Source organism: Curtobacterium sp. SL109, from assembly GCF_026672405.1.
GTDB lineage: Bacteria > Actinomycetota > Actinomycetes > Actinomycetales > Microbacteriaceae > Curtobacterium.
Genome location: NZ_JAPPRB010000002.1, coordinates 1 through 16,208, shown reverse-complemented (window position 1 = coordinate 16,208; position 16,208 = coordinate 1). Strand labels below are relative to the sequence as shown.

At 65.7% G+C, this 16,208-nt stretch carries 9 protein-coding genes and 2 rRNA genes; all 11 read left to right on the top strand.

What is annotated here, in order from left to right; translation table 11 throughout:
- Window positions 1-39: 39 nt before the first annotated feature.
- The 11 genes from OVA28_RS01330 to OVA28_RS01280 all read left to right on the top strand — a co-directional run bounded on the left by OVA28_RS01330 (window position 40) and on the right by OVA28_RS01280 (window position 16,142).
- Complete coding sequence (locus OVA28_RS01330) at window positions 40-1,137, top strand: N-acetyl-gamma-glutamyl-phosphate reductase (RefSeq protein ID WP_268095483.1); 1,098 nt, start codon at window positions 40-42, stop codon at window positions 1,135-1,137.
- A 107-nt stretch (window positions 1,138-1,244) separates the two neighbouring features.
- Window positions 1,245-2,351 (top strand): bifunctional glutamate N-acetyltransferase/amino-acid acetyltransferase ArgJ, encoded by a 1,107-nt coding sequence (gene argJ, locus OVA28_RS01325; protein ID WP_442780816.1) that lies wholly within the window; start codon window positions 1,245-1,247, stop codon window positions 2,349-2,351.
- Entirely contained in the window at window positions 2,351-3,361 is a 1,011-nt protein-coding gene (gene argB, locus OVA28_RS01320) for an acetylglutamate kinase (protein ID WP_194663292.1), read from the top strand. The genes argJ and argB overlap by 1 nt, the downstream gene beginning before the upstream one ends.
- Entirely contained in the window at window positions 3,358-4,584 is a 1,227-nt protein-coding gene (locus tag OVA28_RS01315) for an acetylornithine transaminase (RefSeq protein ID WP_194663290.1), read from the top strand. Before argB ends, OVA28_RS01315 begins: the two co-directional genes overlap by 4 nt.
- The gene (argF, locus tag OVA28_RS01310; RefSeq protein ID WP_268095481.1) at window positions 4,581-5,591 is read left to right on the top strand and encodes an ornithine carbamoyltransferase; all 1,011 of its coding nucleotides are present in this window, start codon (window positions 4,581-4,583) and stop codon (window positions 5,589-5,591) included. Before OVA28_RS01315 ends, argF begins: the two co-directional genes overlap by 4 nt.
- Before the next feature lie 27 nt (window positions 5,592-5,618).
- A complete protein-coding gene (locus tag OVA28_RS01305) occupies window positions 5,619-6,815 on the top strand; it encodes an argininosuccinate synthase (protein ID WP_071273098.1) in 1,197 nt (398 codons plus the stop codon).
- Between the two features lie 107 nt (window positions 6,816-6,922).
- Window positions 6,923-8,392 (top strand): argininosuccinate lyase, encoded by a 1,470-nt coding sequence (gene argH / locus OVA28_RS01300; protein ID WP_268095479.1) that lies wholly within the window; start codon window positions 6,923-6,925, stop codon window positions 8,390-8,392.
- Complete coding sequence (locus OVA28_RS01295; protein WP_268095478.1) at window positions 8,389-9,051, top strand: DNA-3-methyladenine glycosylase; 663 nt, start codon at window positions 8,389-8,391, stop codon at window positions 9,049-9,051. The genes argH and OVA28_RS01295 overlap by 4 nt, the downstream gene beginning before the upstream one ends.
- Window positions 9,052-9,126: 75 nt before the next feature.
- Entirely contained in the window at window positions 9,127-10,443 is a 1,317-nt protein-coding gene (tyrS, locus tag OVA28_RS01290) for a tyrosine--tRNA ligase (RefSeq protein WP_268095476.1), read from the top strand.
- Between the two features lie 574 nt (window positions 10,444-11,017).
- Window positions 11,018-12,540: ribosomal RNA gene (locus OVA28_RS01285) — 16S ribosomal RNA — on the top strand.
- 474 nt (window positions 12,541-13,014) lie between these two features.
- Window positions 13,015-16,142 (top strand): 23S ribosomal RNA (locus OVA28_RS01280).
- Together the 16S and 23S rRNA genes form the textbook arrangement of a ribosomal RNA operon.
- Window positions 16,143-16,208: the final 66 nt, after the last annotated feature.

Sequence of the window (16,208 nt, the reverse complement as noted above, 5' to 3'; positions counted from 1 at the left end):
CAGATCCTCGACGAACAGTCCGACCGAAGGTGGAATCCCATGTCCGTATCCGTCGCCGTGGCGGGAGCCAGTGGCTACGCGGGTGGTGAGCTGCTGCGCATCCTCTCCGCCCATCCCGAGTTCGACGTCAGGACGGTCACCGCGTTCTCGAACGCCGGGCAGCCGCTCGTCGCGACGCAGCCGCACCTCCGGTCGCTGTCGCACCTGACCCTGGTCGAGACGACGGCCGAGACGCTGCGTGGACACGACGTCGTCTTCCTGGCGCTGCCGCACGGGCAGTCCGGAGCCATCACGGCCGAGCTCGACGCCGACACCCTCGTGGTGGACTGCGGCGCCGACCACCGGCTGACGGACCCGGCAGCGTGGGACACCTTCTACGGTGGCGAGTACCACGGGGCGTGGACCTACGGGCTGCCCGAGCTCCTGCACGCGGCACCGACCCCGGGTTCGGCGGACGAGTGGCGCGACGTCGACGACATCGTCGCGCAGAGCCGGCAGCGGACCGAACTCGCGTCGACCAAGCGCATCGCGGTCCCCGGGTGCAACGTGACGGCGATCACGCTCGGCATCCAGCCGGGCATCCAGGCCGGGCTCGTGCACGGCGACGACATCGTCGCGGTGCTCAGCGTCGGGCCGTCCGGTGCCGGCAAGAAGCTCGAGCCGACCTACCTGGCGGCCGAGATCATGGGCTCCGCCAGCGCCTACGCCGTCGGTGGGAAGCACCGGCACGTCCCGGAGATCCAGCAGAACCTGCGGGTCGCGGGCGCTCCGGACGTCACGATCTCCTTCACCCCGGTCCTCGTGCCGATGTCGCGTGGCATCCTCGCGACCACCACCGCCAAGCTCGCGCCGGGCGTCAGCGCTCGAGACGTCCGCCTCGCCTGGGAGCAGGCCTACGCGGACGAGCCCTTCGTGCACCTCTTGCCAGAGGGCCAGTTCCCCCGGGTCGCGGACACAATCGGCGCGAACACGGCGCTCATCGGCGTGACCGTCGACGAAGCGGCCGGACGCGTCGTCGCGGTGACGGCGCTCGACAACCTCGCCAAGGGCACCGGCGGTGCAGCCGTCCAGTCGGCGAACATCGCACTCGGACTGCCGGAGACCCTCGGCCTCAGCGTGGACGGAGTCGCACCGTGACCGAAGCGAACCAGCAGGACCAGGCCGCACCGAGCCTCCAGGCCCCGACCGACGGCCAGGGCGTCACCGCAGCAGCGGGCTTCCGTGCCGCCGGCGCCACCGCCGGGCTGAAGGCGAGCGGCACGCCCGACGTGGCCCTCGTCGTGAACGACGGCCCCGAGTCCGCGGTCGCCGCCGTCTTCACCAGCAACCGCGCCCAGGCGCACCCCGTCATCTGGTCGCGCCAGGTCGTCGGCGACGGGGTGGCACGGGCGGTCTTCCTGAACTCGGGCGGCGCGAACTGCTTCACCGGCGCGTTCGGGTTCCAGACGACCCACATGACGGCCGAGGCCGTGGGTGACGCGCTCGGCATCGGTGCCGGGGACGTCGTCGTCTGTTCGACCGGTCTCATCGGCCGCGGTGACCAGACGTTCCGCGACCACGTCCTGCACGGCGTCGCACTCACCACCGACGCGCTGTCCGAGACCGGCGGCCCGGACGCGGCCGCCGCGATCATGACGACGGACACCCGGGCCAAGCAGTCGGTGGTGACCGAGGACGGCTGGACCGTCGGCGGCATGGCCAAGGGCGCGGGCATGCTCGCGCCGGGGCTCGCGACGATGCTCGTCGTGATCACGACCGACGCGCTCCTCACCTCCGACGAGCTCGACCAGGCCCTCCGGGCAGCCACCCGGGTCACCTTCGACCGCGTCGACTCCGACGGCTGCATGTCGACGAACGACACCGTGGTGCTGATGTCCTCCGGTGCGTCCGGCGTGACGCCGGAGGTCGGCGACTTCCAGGAGGCCCTCACCGTCGTCTGCGCCGACCTGGCCCGCCAGCTGCAGCAGGACGCCGAGGGCGCCAGCCACGACATCGCGATCCACGTCGTGAACGCCGCGACCGAGGACGACGCCGTCACGGTCGGCCGCAGCGTCGCCCGGAACAACCTGTTCAAGGCGGCCGTGTTCGGCAACGACCCCAACTGGGGCCGGGTGCTCGCGGCGATCGGCACGACCGACGCCGAGTTCGACCCCTACGCGGTGGACGTCTCGATGAACGGCGTGCGGGTGTGCCACGCGGGTGCACCCGACCGTCCGATCGACGAGGTCGACCTCACCCCGCGCGACACCGACGTGCTCATCGACCTCGGGGTGGGGCCGTACTCGGCGACCATCCTGACGAACGACCTGACGCACGACTACGTCCACGAGAACAGCGCGTACTCCAGCTGATGGCCGACGACACCCAGACCAAGCAGCACGAGCACGAGCTCGCCGCCGTCAAGGCCGCGACGCTCATCGAGTCCCTGCCCTGGCTGAAGCGCTTCTCCGGCAAGATCGTCGTCGTCAAGTTCGGCGGCAACGCCATGGTCAACGACGACCTCAAGCGGGCCTTCGCCGAGGACATGGTCTACCTCCGCTACGCGGGCCTGCATCCCGTCGTGGTGCACGGCGGCGGTCCGCAGATCTCCGCCGCGCTGAAGGAACAGGGCATCGAGTCCGAGTTCCGCGGTGGCTACCGCGTCACCACGACCGAGGCGATCACGGTCGTCCGCGACGTCCTGGCCGGCGAGGTCAACCGCGAGATCGTCGACCTGATGAACGAGCACGGCGACGGCATCGGTGTCGGCGTGTTCGGTGACGGCGGCTCGCTGTTCACCGGCGAGCAGAAGGGCGTGGTCGTCGACGGCGAGCACTTCGACCTCGGCCACGTCGGTGACATCACGCACGTCGACCCGTCCGGTGTCCTCGCGGCCATCCGGGCGAACCAGATCCCGGTCGTGTCGAGCATCGCGATCGACGACGCCGACCACGACCAGGCGCTGAACGTGAACGCCGACGCCGCGGCAGCCGCACTCGCGATCGCCCTGGGCGCGTCGAAGCTGCTGATGCTGACTGACGTCCCCGGGCTGTACCGCAACTGGCCCGACCGCGACTCGCTCATCGACCTCATCGCGGTCGAGGAACTCCGCGAGCTCCTGCCCTCGCTCGAGTCGGGGATGATCCCGAAGATGACCGCGTGCCTCGACGCCGTGGTCGGTGGGGTCGGCGGCGCGACGATCATCGACGGCCGCATCCCGCACTCGATCCTGCTCGAGGTCTTCACCCTGCGCGGCGCGGGCACCGAGGTCATCCCGGACCCGAGCAGGCGCACCGAGAACCAGAACACGCACGCCGAGATCGGCCGACGCGGTCCGGCAGTGACCCACGACACCACGCAGACGAAGGGAACCGCACGGTGAGCACCGAGACGCAGACCGAGACCTGGAACGACCGGTTCGGGGCGTCGCTCATGCGATCCCTGACCCCGCCGAAGATCATGCTCGAGCGCGGTCAGGGCTGCCGTGTCTGGGACGTGGACGGCAACGAGTACCTCGACTTCCTCGCCGGCATCGCCGTGAACTCCCTCGGCCACGCCCACCCGGCCCTGGTCGAGGCCATCAGCGACCAGGCAGCGAAGCTCGTGCACGTCTCGAACTACTTCGCGACCCCGCCCCAGCTCGAGCTCGCCGAACGCCTCAAGCGCATCTCCGGTGCCGGTGACGCCGGCCGCGTGTACTTCGGCAACTCCGGAGCAGAAGCGAACGAGGCCGCCTTCAAGCTCGCGCGCCTGAACCGCGGTGCCGACGGCCGGAAGACCCGCATCCTCGCGCTGAAGCAGGCCTTCCACGGCCGCACGATGGGGTCGCTCGCGCTCACCGGCAAGCCCGCGCTGCAGGAGGACTTCCTGCCGATGATCCCGGGCGTCGAGCACATCGACACCTCGATCGACGCACTCGAGCACGCGATCGACGACACCGTCGCGGCGCTGTTCATCGAGCCGATCAAGGGCGAGGCCGGCGTGGTCGACCTGCCCGAGGGCTTCCTCGCCGCCGCCCGGCGCCTGACCGAGCAGCACGGTGCGCTCCTCGTCCTCGACGAGATCCAGACCGGCGTCGGTCGGACCGGTTCGTGGTTCGCCTTCCAGCAGTACGGCATCGTCCCGGACGCCATCACGGTCGCCAAGGGCATCGCCGGTGGCTTCCCGATCGGTGCGCTCGTGACCTTCGGGTGGGCGTCCGACCTGTTCTCCGCGGGCCAGCACGGCTCGACCTTCGGCGGCAACCCGCTCGGCACCCGCGTCGCGAACGCCGTGCTCACCGAGATCGAGTCCGCCGGGCTCGTCGAGGGGGCCGTCACCAAGGGCGAGCGGATCCGCAGTGGCATCAGTGCGCTCCACTCGCCGCTCGTGGAAGAGGTCCGGGGGACCGGGCTCCTCATCGGCGTCGGGCTGCACCTGCCCGTCGCAGCCGCGATCGCCGCGGCCGCGCTCGAACGCGGCCTCATCGTCAACGCCCCGAACGAGTCGAGCCTGCGCATCGCGCCGCCGCTCATCGTCACCGACGCCGAGATCGACGAGTTCCTCGCGATCCTCGCCCAGAGCATGGCGTCCGTCGAGGGCGCCCACCAGGAGACCCCCGCATGACCCGCCACTTCCTCCGCGACGACGACCTGACCCAGGCCGAGCAGTCCGCGATCCTCGACCTCGCCGTCGAGATGAAGCGTGACCGCTGGGGCGCGAAGCCCCTCGCCGGCCCGCAGAGCGTCGCCGTGATCTTCGACAAGTCGTCGACCCGCACGCGGGTGTCCTTCCACGTCGGCATCAGCGACCTCGGCGGCAGCCCGCTCATCATCTCGACCGCCAACAGCCAGCTCGGCGGCAAGGAGACCCCGTCCGACACCGCCCGGGTGCTGGAGCGCATGGTGTCCGCGATCGTGTGGCGCACCTACGGCCAGGCCGGGCTCGAGGAGATGGCCGCGAGCACGTCCGTGCCCGTCGTGAACGCGCTCTCCGACGACTTCCACCCGTGCCAGCTCCTCGCGGACCTGCTCACCATCCGCGAGCACCGCGGCGCCCTCGCCGGACAGACCATCGCGTTCGTCGGCGACGGTGCGAGCAACATGGCGCACTCGTACCTGCTGGCCTGCGCGACGGCTGGCATGCACGTGCGCGTCGGCTCCCCGAGCGCGTTCTCGCCCACCCCGCAGGTGGTCACGGACGCCGAGCAGCGCGCCGCCGAGACCGGCGGTTCGGTGCTCGTCGTGACCGACCCGGTCGCCGCGGTCGCCGGCGCCGACGTGGTCGTCACCGACACGTGGGTCTCGATGGGCAAGGAGGACGAGAAGCAGCAGCGCCTCGACACCTTCGCGGACTACCGCGTCGACGACGCGATGATGGCCCACGCCGCCGACGACGCCGTGTTCATGCACTGCCTGCCGGCCGACCGCGGCTACGAGGTGACCGCCGACGTGATCGACGGCCCGCGCAGCATCATCTGGGACGAGGCGGAGAACCGTCTCCACGCCCAGAAGGCCCTGCTCGCCTGGCTCCTCGCCGCCAACACCGCGAGCGCGGCCACCGCGAGCGCGGCCACCGCGAGCGCGGCCACCGCCGCGAACACCGCGAGCGCGGCCACCGCCGCGGACAACTGACCCCCCAACACCCCTAGGAGACATCACATGGCAGACCGCGTCGTACTGGCGTACTCCGGAGGACTCGACACCTCCGTCGGCATCGGCTGGCTCAAGGACGCCACCGGCAAAGAGGTCGTCGCGCTGGCGGTGGACGTCGGCCAGGGTGGCGAGGACATGGAGGCCATCCGGCAGCGCGCGCTCGACTGCGGCGCGGTGGAGTCGGTGGTCATCGACGCGAAGGACGAGTTCGCCGACGACTACCTCGTGCCCGCCCTCAAGGCGAACGCGCTCTACCAGAAGCGCTACCCCCTGGTCTCCGCGCTGAGCCGCCCGCTCATCGCGAAGCACCTGGCCCTCACCGCCAAGCAGCTCGGCGCCGACAGCGTCGCGCACGGCTGCACCGGCAAGGGCAACGACCAGGTCCGCTTCGAGGCCGCCGTCGCCGCGATCGCCCCCGACCTGACGAGCGTCGCCCCGGTCCGCGACCTCGCGCTCACCCGCGACAAGGCGATCATCTACGCGCAGGAGCACGACCTGCCGATCCTCCAGAGCAAGAAGTCGCCGTACTCGATCGACCAGAACGTCTGGGGTCGCGCGGTGGAGACCGGGTTCCTCGAGGACCCGTGGAACGCCCCGATCGAGGACCTCTACGCCTACACGCAGGACCCGGCGATCGCTCGCGACGCCGACGAGGTCACGATCACGTTCGAGCAGGGCATCCCGGTGGCGCTCGACGGCCAGCGGTTCAGCGTCCTGCGCATCGTGCAGGAGCTCAACGCCCTCGCCGGCAAGCACGGCGTCGGCCGCATCGACGTCGTCGAGGACCGTCTCGTCGGCATCAAGTCGCGTGAGGTCTACGAGGCCCCGGCCGCGATGGCGCTCATCGCCGCGCACGAGGAGCTCGAGAGCCTGACCCTCGAGCGCGACGTGAACCGCTACAAGCGCGGTGTCGAGTCCGAGTGGGCCGACCTGGTCTACGACGGGCTCTGGTTCGGTGGGCTCAAGCGCTCGCTCGACGCCTTCATCAACGACACCCAGCAGTACGTCTCGGGCGACATCCGCATGCAGCTGCACGGCGGTCGCGCGACGGTCACCGGTCGCCGCAGCGAGCAGTCGCTGTACGACTTCGACCTCGCGACCTACGACACCGGCGACACGTTCGACCAGTCGCTGTCGAAGGGCTTCATCGAGATCTGGTCGCTCCCGTCCAAGATCTCCGCCCGCCGCGACCTGGCGAACTGACCCGCTCCGGACGGCGCGACCAGTCGGTCGCGCCGTCCGGACCGCTCGGGAGGCCCGGCGCACCTCCGCCCCGCGCCGCACCGACCCACGACACGACGCAGGACGACATGACGGACGCACGCGGAGCCTCCCGGCCGGAGACGCACCCCACCAAGACCGACGGCACCAACGCCGGCGCCCTCTGGGGTGCCCGGTTCGCGGACGGGCCGAGCGCTGAGCTGGCCGCCCTGTCGAAGTCGACGCACTTCGACTGGCAGCTCGCGCCGTACGACCTCGCCGGCTCACGGGCGCACGCCAGGGCCCTGCACACCGCGGGGTACCTGACCGCGGACGAGCTCGAGGCCATGACCGCCGGGCTCGACCGCCTCGACGCCGCCCACGCCGACGGCTCCCTCCAGCCGGACGACGCGGACGAGGACGTCCACGGTGCCCTCGAACGCCTGCTCATCGCCGACCTCGGCCCGGTCCTCGGCGGCAAGCTCCGCGCGGGTCGCAGCCGGAACGACCAGATCGCCACGCTCGGCCGCATGCACATGCTCGACCACGGGCGGCGCATCGGCCGGATGGTCATCGACCTCGTCGACGCGATCAGCCAGCAGGCGAGCGAGCACGAGGGCGCGATCATGCCGGGGCGCACGCACCTGCAGCACGCGCAACCGGTCCTCCTCGCCCATCACCTGCTCGCCCACGCGTGGCCGCTGGTGCGGGACCTCGAACGCCTCCGCGACTGGTCCGGCCGCGCCAGTGTGAGCCCGTACGGTGCCGGGGCCCTCGCAGGCAGTTCCCTGGGTCTCGACCCGGCGGCGATCGCCCTCGAGCTCGGCTTCGACCGCCCCGCGGAGAACTCGATCGACGCCACCGCCGCACGGGACACCGTCGCCGAGTTCGCCTACGTCCTCGCGCAGATCGGCATCGACGTCTCGCGCCTGGCGGAAGAGGTGATCCTGTGGAACACGAAGGAGTTCGGCTTCGTCCGGCTCCACGACGCGTTCTCCACCGGGTCGAGCATCATGCCGCAGAAGAAGAACCCCGACATCGCGGAGCTCGCTCGGGGCAAGTCCGGCCGGCTCCTCGGCAACCTCACGGGGCTGCTCGCGACCTTCAAGGGCCTCCCGCTGGCGTACAACCGCGACCTGCAAGAGGACAAGGAGCCCGTCTTCGACTCCGTCGCGACGCTCGAGGTCCTGCTGCCCGCGTTCACCGGCATGGTCGCGACACTGTCCTTCGACACCGACCGGATGGCGGAGCTCGCGCCGCAGGGCTTCTCCCTCGCCACCGACGTGGCGGAGTGGCTCGTCCGACAGGGCGTGCCGTTCCGCGACGCCCACGAGGTCTCGGGCGCGCTCGTCCGGTACTGCGAGGAGCGCGGCATCGAGCTCGACGACCCGACCGACGAGGAGTACGCCGCCGTCTCGGAGCACCTCACGCCCGAGGTCCGGGCCGTGCTCACCATCGAGGGCAGCGTCGCGTCGCGCTCGGGGGTCGGCGGGACCGCGCCCGATCGTGTCGTCGAACAGCTCGCGACGCTCACGGAGCGGGTCCGCGACCTGGCGGCGGGAGCGCCCTTCACCCGATGACGCGTGCTGCGCTCGCGGTCCTCGCGGCACCGGCTCCGATGTCGGCGCCCGCTCTGCTCGGTGCCACGCTGACCGGCAAGGGCGTCACGCTCCGCATCACCGAGGTCGAGGCCTACTTCGGCCCCACCGACCCCGGTTCACACGGGCACCGCGGGATGACGGACCGCAACCGCAACCTGTTCGGGCCGGCCGGGACGCTCTACGCCTACCGCTCGTACGGCATCCACACCTGCGTCAACGTGGTCAGCGGTGACACGGGGACGTCCTCCGGGGCACTGCTCCGCGGCGCCGAGGTGCTCGACGGCGTCGACGTCGCCCGAGGGCGACGGGGCGTGACCGTCTCGGACGTCCAGCTCGCTCGGGGCCCCGGCAACCTCGGTGCGGCGCTCGGCGCGGTCCTCGGCACCGACGACGGCACGTCCGTCCTCGACGGGTCCGGTCCGTACGTGCTCGCCCTGGCTCGCGGCCTGGAGGCGCGGATCACCGCCGACGGTCCCGCTGCGGTCCTCGACCAGCTCGCCTCCGATTCGGGGATCCACCGGGGGCCGCGGACGGGTGTCGCCGGCCTCGCCGGAGGCGGGGGCTTCCCGTGGCGGTTCTGGCTGCCCGGTGAACCGACCGTCTCGACGTACCGACGGCACAAGGGCGCGGTCGACTGACCAAGCCGAACCGAGCCTCCCGGCTGGGCTCCTCGTCGACCCGACGGCGTCGGTGACCGCCGCTACGATGGACCGGTGTCCAGTGATCCCGCTCCCGACGTCCTGACGCGCCAGCAGAACGACCCCACCTTCGCCTCGGTGTGGGACGAGCTGCAGTGGCGTGGTCTGGTGCAGGTCTCGACCGACGAGACCGCCCTGCAAGCAGCCCTCGACGGCGAGCCGATCACCTACTACTGCGGGTTCGACCCCACGGCACCGTCCCTCCACTGCGGCAACCTGTTGCAGCTCCTGACCATGCGGCGGTTGCAGCTCGCGGGGCACCGACCACTCGCGCTCGTCGGGGGATCGACGGGGTTGATCGGGGATCCTCGACCGACTGCCGAGCGCACGCTGAACACCCGCGAGACGGTGTCGAACTGGGTGAGCCGCCTGCAAGAGCAGGTCTCACGGTTCCTCAGTCCGGACGGCGACAACGGCGTGCGGCTCGTGAACAACCTCGACTGGACGTCGCCGCTGTCGGCGATCGACTTCCTCCGGGACATCGGCAAGTACTTCCGCGTCAACGCGATGCTCAAGAAGGACGCCGTCGCGGCACGGCTCAACTCGGACGCGGGGATCAGCTACACGGAGTTCAGCTACCAGATCCTGCAGGGGCTCGACTACCGGGAGCTCTTCCTGCAGTACGGGTGCACGCTGCAGACCGGTGGTTCCGACCAGTGGGGCAACCTGACGTCGGGAACGGAGCTGATCCGACGTGCCGAGGGTGCCACCGTGCACGCGCTCGGCACCCCGCTGATCACGAACTCCGACGGCACCAAGTTCGGCAAGAGCGAGGGCAACGCGATCTGGCTCGACGCCGAGATGACGTCGCCGTACGCGCTGTACCAGTTCTGGCTCAACACCGCGGACGCTGACGTCATCGCCCGACTGCGCGAGTTCACGTTCCTGCCCAGGGCGGAGATCGAACGGCTCGAGCGGGCGGTGGCCGACGAGCCCTTCCGGCGAGAGGCCCAGCGGACCCTGGCGTTCGAGGTCACCTCGCTCGTGCACGGGGTCGATGCCACCCAGGCGGCGATCGCTGCGTCGGCGGCGCTGTTCGGCAACGGGGACCTCGAGGCCCTCGATGCCCAGACCCTGCGGTCCGCGATCGCCGAGCTCCCGGGGTCGGTGTCGCTCGACCCGGGTGACGACCTGGCGAAGGCCCTCGTCGAGACCGAGCTGGTGAAGTCCCTCGGGGAAGCCCGACGTGCGATCGACCAGGGCGGGGTCTACGTGAACAACGCCCGAGCCGAGGACCCGACCGCGGTGCTGGCCGATCTCGCTCTGCCCGGGGGAGTGCTCGTCGTCCGCCGAGGCAAGAAGACCCTCGCCGGCGTGACGCTCACCGCCTGACCACCAGCCGTCCGAAGCCCGGTTCTCCCTTGCGGAGACCGGGCTTCGTCGCGTTCCGGCGCCCGTGTTGCACGATGCGACACGCCCGGGATCTGGCCTGGCTTGGCGCTCTGGCCGATCCGCCCGTAATGTTTCCTCTCGTCACCCCAAAGGTGCGGCGGAGCGGCTGGAGCGAAAGCCCAGAGCACGTCGGCCCTCAAGCGGGACCATCCTCCACAGGAGTTCGGAACTGGCCTTGCGCCAACCGGCTCCGACGCCTAGGATGACTACTCCACCGGTTCTCTCCTACGGGATGAGCCACAGAACCTGCTGGTACGACAGGTACCTCAGGGTTCGACGACACCGGTGGTCAAACCAAGAACGAATGCCTCTCTGGCGGAATCCTTCACGGGTCGAGCGGGGAGTGCGTCTGGTCCTTGAGAACTCAACAGCGTGCACATTGTCAATGCCAATTTATTGACCTCGTCGCCGAGCTTGCTCGGTGTCGGAGACAATTCCTTTTGGATTGAAGATTGTCAGTAGACAGTCAACAGTCAGAATCAACTCGCTGACACTTCGGTGTTGGTTGTAATTTTTTACGGAGAGTTTGATCCTGGCTCAGGACGAACGCTGGCGGCGTGCTTAACACATGCAAGTCGAACGATGATGCCCAGCTTGCTGGGTTGATTAGTGGCGAACGGGTGAGTAACACGTGAGTAACCTGCCCCTGACTCTGGGATAAGCGTTGGAAACGACGTCTAATACTGGATATGATCGCCGGCCGCATGGTCTGGTGGTGGAAAGATTTTTTGGTTGGGGATGGACTCGCGGCCTATCAGCTTGTTGGTGAGGTAATGGCTCACCAAGGCGACGACGGGTAGCCGGCCTGAGAGGGTGACCGGCCACACTGGGACTGAGACACGGCCCAGACTCCTACGGGAGGCAGCAGTGGGGAATATTGCACAATGGGCGAAAGCCTGATGCAGCAACGCCGCGTGAGGGATGACGGCCTTCGGGTTGTAAACCTCTTTTAGTAGGGAAGAAGCGAAAGTGACGGTACCTGCAGAAAAAGCACCGGCTAACTACGTGCCAGCAGCCGCGGTAATACGTAGGGTGCAAGCGTTGTCCGGAATTATTGGGCGTAAAGAGCTCGTAGGCGGTTTGTCGCGTCTGCTGTGAAATCCCGAGGCTCAACCTCGGGCTTGCAGTGGGTACGGGCAGACTAGAGTGCGGTAGGGGAGATTGGAATTCCTGGTGTAGCGGTGGAATGCGCAGATATCAGGAGGAACACCGATGGCGAAGGCAGATCTCTGGGCCGTAACTGACGCTGAGGAGCGAAAGCATGGGGAGCGAACAGGATTAGATACCCTGGTAGTCCATGCCGTAAACGTTGGGCGCTAGATGTAGGGACCTTTCCACGGTTTCTGTGTCGTAGCTAACGCATTAAGCGCCCCGCCTGGGGAGTACGGCCGCAAGGCTAAAACTCAAAGGAATTGACGGGGGCCCGCACAAGCGGCGGAGCATGCGGATTAATTCGATGCAACGCGAAGAACCTTACCAAGGCTTGACATACACCGGAAACGGCCAGAGATGGTCGCCCCCTTGTGGTCGGTGTACAGGTGGTGCATGGTTGTCGTCAGCTCGTGTCGTGAGATGTTGGGTTAAGTCCCGCAACGAGCGCAACCCTCGTTCTATGTTGCCAGCGGGTTATGCCGGGGACTCATAGGAGACTGCCGGGGTCAACTCGGAGGAAGGTGGGGATGACGTCAAATCATCATGCCCCTTTATGTCTTGGGCTTCACGCATGCTACAATGGCCGGTACAAAGGGCTGCGATACCGTAAGGTGGAGCGAATCCCAAAAAGCCGGTCTCAGTTCGGATTGAGGTCTGCAACTCGACCTCATGAAGTCGGAGTCGCTAGTAATCGCAGATCAGCAACGCTGCGGTGAATACGTTCCCGGGCCTTGTACACACCGCCCGTCAAGTCATGAAAGTCGGTAACACCCGAAGCCGGTGGCCTAACCCTTGTGGAAGGAGCCGTCGAAGGTGGGATCGGTGATTAGGACTAAGTCGTAACAAGGTAGCCGTACCGGAAGGTGCGGCTGGATCACCTCCTTTCTAAGGAGCATCTGGTCAGTGCTGGTCACCGCATGGTGGTCCGGTTCACTGGTCCAGGCGCCCGATTCGGACCGAACGTGTCCGACGGGTAGCTCATGGGTGGAACATTGACAGTGCAGTTGGGAGTGATGCTCTCGATCTTCAGTACACCGGGCTTGCCTGGTTGGAACGGGTCGGGGTGGAGCGAGCAGCTGGTGCACGTTGTTGGGTCCTGAGGGACCAGGCTTCCTACCGGGTGTGGGTCGCGTCTTCCGATTCGGGAGGTGTGGACCTACGGCACGGTGGGGGTTGGGCCTACGGGTCCTTCGTTGGGCCGCATGAAGCTGGAGGGTTACCTCTGGGGGAGTGTGGTGCCGATCGTATGTTGAGAACTACACAGTGGACGCGAGCATCTTTAGATTCGCGTGATGAGCAGCACGGGCCTTCTCGGTTCGTGTGTGGCTTGTGACGTTGGATCGCAATTTTAATCTTTGTGGTCAAGTTTCTAAGAGCAAACGGTGGATGCCTTGGCATCTGGAGCCGAAGAAGGACGTAGAAATCTGCGATAAGCCTCGGGGAGCTGATAATCGAGCTTTGATCCGAGGATTTCCGAATGGGGAAACCCCGCCAGGCGTTTTGCGACCTGGTGACTCCCGCCTGAATATATAGGGCGGGTAGAGGGAACGTGGGGAAGTGAAACATCTCAGTACCCACAGGAAGAGAAAACAACATGTGATTCCGTGAGTAGTGGCGAGCGAAAGCGGATGAGGCTAAACCGATCATGTGTGATAGCCGGCGGGCGTTGCATGGTCGGGGTTGTGGGACACGTCACTCAGTTCTGCCGGACTGGGACGGTTACAGCGCATCATAGTCGAACCGGTTTGAAAGCCGGGCCGTAGTGGGTGCCAGCCCCGTAGACGAAATGGTGTTATGGCCGGATGTGTATCCCAAGTAGCACGGGGCCCGAGAAATCCCGTGTGAATCTGTCAGGACCACCTGATAAGCCTAAATACTCCCAGATGACCGATAGCGGACAAGTACCGTGAGGGAAAGGTGAAAAGTACCCCGGGAGGGGAGTGAAATAGTACCTGAAACCGTTTGCTTACAAACCGTCGGAGCCTCCTTAGTAGGGGTGACGGCGTGCCTTTTGAAGAATGAGCCTGCGAGTTAGTGATATGTGGCGAGGTTAACCCGTGTGGGGCAGCCGTAGCGAAAGCGAGTCTGAATAGGGCGATTCAGTCGCATGTCCTAGACCCGAAGCGAAGTGATCTATCCATGGCCAGGTTGAAGCGACGGTAAGACGTCGTGGAGGACCGAACCCACTTCAGTTGAAAATGGAGGGGATGAGCTGTGGATAGGGGTGAAAGGCCAATCAAACTTCGTGATAGCTGGTTCTCTCCGAAATGCATTTAGGTGCAGCGTTGCGTGTTTCTCGCCGGAGGTAGAGCTACTGGATGGCCGATGGGCCTCAACAGGTTACTGACGTCAGCCAAACTCCGAATGCCGGTGAGTGAGAGCGCAGCAGTGAGACGGTGGGGGATAAGCTTCATCGTCGAGAGGGAAACAACCCAGACTACCAACTAAGGTCCCTAAGCGTGTGCTAAGTGGGAAAGGATGTGGAGTTGCACAGACAACCAGGAGGTTGGCTTAGAAGCAGCCACCCTTGAAAGAGTGCGTAATAGCTCACTGGTCAAGTGATTCCGCGCCGACAATGTAACGGGGCTCAAGCACACCACCGAAGTTGTAGATTTCGCACTATAGACAAGCCTTCGTGGTTCAGTCGTGCGGAGTGGTAGGAGAGCGTCGTGTGGCGAGTGAAGCGGCGGAGTGATCCAGCCGTGGACGCTACACGAGTGAGAATGCAGGCATGAGTAGCGAAAGACGGGTGAGAAACCCGTCCTCCGAAAGACCAAGGGTTCCAGGGCCAGGTTAATCCGCCCTGGGTAAGTCGGGACCTAAGGCGAGGCCGACAGGCGTAGTCGATGGACAACGGGTTGATATTCCCGTACCGGCGAACAACCGCCCAAGCTAATCCAGTGGTGCTAAGAGTCCTAACCCGGATCAACCGGATCCCTTCGGGGTGATGGTGGCCGGTCTAACGCTCGACCCCATGCTGGTGCGGTTAGCGTATGAACAGGTGTGACGCAGGAAGGTAGCTGAGCCAGGCGATGGTATCCGTAAGGTGATCCTGGTGTAAGGATGTAGGGCTGACGATAGGCAAATCCGTCGTCTGTATGCCTGAGATCCGACGCGTACCCGTGAGGGGAAATCAGTGATCCTATGCTGCCGAGAAAAGCATCGACGCGAGGTTGCAGCCGCCCGTACCCGAAACCGACTCAGGTGGTCAGGTAGAGAATACCAAGGAGATCGAGATAATCATGGTTAAGGAACTCGGCAAAATGCCCCCGTAACTTCGGGAGAAGGGGGGCCGGACGCGTGACCGGATTTACTCCGTGAGCGTTGAAGGCCGCAGAGACCAGTGGGAAGCGACTGTTTACTAAAAACACAGGTCCGTGCGAAGTCGCAAGACGATGTATACGGACTGACGCCTGCCCGGTGCTGGAAGGTTAAGAGGAGGGGTTAGCCTTTGGGCGAAGCTCTGAATTTAAGCCCCAGTAAACGGCGGTGGTAACTATAACCATCCTAAGGTAGCGAAATTCCTTGTCGGGTAAGTTCCGACCTGCACGAATGGCGTAACGACTTCCCAGCTGTCTCAACCGTGAACTCGGCGAAATTGCACTACGAGTAAAGATGCTCGTTACGCGCAGCAGGACGGAAAGACCCCGTGACCTTTACTACAGTTTGGTATTGGTGTTCGGAGTGGCTTGTGTAGGATAGGTGGGAGACTGTGAAGCGGGCACGCTAGTGTTCGTGGAGTCATTGTTGAAATACCACTCTGGTCACTTTGGATGTCTAACGTAGGACCCTGATCGGGTTCATGGACAGTGCCTGATGGGTAGTTTAACTGGGGCGGTTGCCTCCTAAAGAGTAACGGAGGCGCCCAAAGGTTCCCTCAACCTGGTTGGCAATCAGGTGGCGAGTGTAAGTGCACAAGGGAGCTTGACTGTGAGACTGACAGGTCGAGCAGGGACGAAAGTCGGGACTAGTGATCCGGCAGTGGCTTGTGGAAGCGCTGTCGCTCAACGGATAAAAGGTACCTCGGGGATAACAGGCTGATCTTGCCCAAGAGTCCATATCGACGGCATGGTTTGGCACCTCGATGTCGGCTCGTCGCATCCTGGGGCTGGAGTAGGTCCCAAGGGTTGGGCTGTTCGCCCATTAAAGCGGTACGCGAGCTGGGTTTAGAACGTCGTGAGACAGTTCGGTCCCTATCCGCTGCGCGCGTTGGAAATTTGAGAAGATCTATCCCTAGTACGAGAGGACCGGGATGGACGAACCTCTGGTGTGTCAGTTGTTCTGCCAAGGGCACCGCTGATTAGCTACGTTCGGACCGGATAACCGCTGAAAGCATCTAAGCGGGAAGCCGTCTTCGAGATGAGATTTCCATGCACCTTGAGTGTGAGAGGCTCCCAGCAGACTACTGGGTTGATAGGCCGGATGTGGAAGCGGGGACTAACGACCCGTGGAGCTGACCGGTACTAATAAGCCGAAGACTTGACACCAACTATTTCCCCACCTCGGTGGGGGCTCGCGTCCACTTTGTGGTTCCCGACAGATGATCGGGAATC